The sequence below is a fragment of the Streptomyces sp. URMC 126 genome (genome assembly GCF_051386555.1).
GTDB lineage: Bacteria > Actinomycetota > Actinomycetes > Streptomycetales > Streptomycetaceae > Streptomyces.
Map to the genome: position 1 here is coordinate 1 of NZ_JBPQTX010001415.1, position 231 is coordinate 231.

1 protein-coding gene is annotated in these 231 nt (G+C 74.0%); it reads right to left on the reverse strand.

Annotated elements, in window-relative coordinates; translation table 11 throughout:
• Window positions 1–231: amidohydrolase family protein (locus ACSNOK_RS36480; protein ID WP_436784930.1), on the reverse strand; the 231-nt coding region annotated here is incomplete at both ends.

Genomic DNA, 231 nt, shown 5'->3' on the forward strand with positions numbered 1-231 from the left:
GTCATGCTCTCCCAGACGTCGAGGGAGTTGTTCGACGCCGCGCCGTCGGTCGCCAGCCCGACCGCGACCCCCGCCGCCGTCAGCTCCTTGACGGGCGTGGTGCCCCAGCCGAACTTGAGATAGCCCTTGGGGGCGGTCGCGACGGCCGTGCGCCCGGCGCCGCCGCGGAGCGCGGGGACATCCCCCGGCAGGATGCCCGTGCCGTGCGCGATCAGCACATCGACGTCCAGC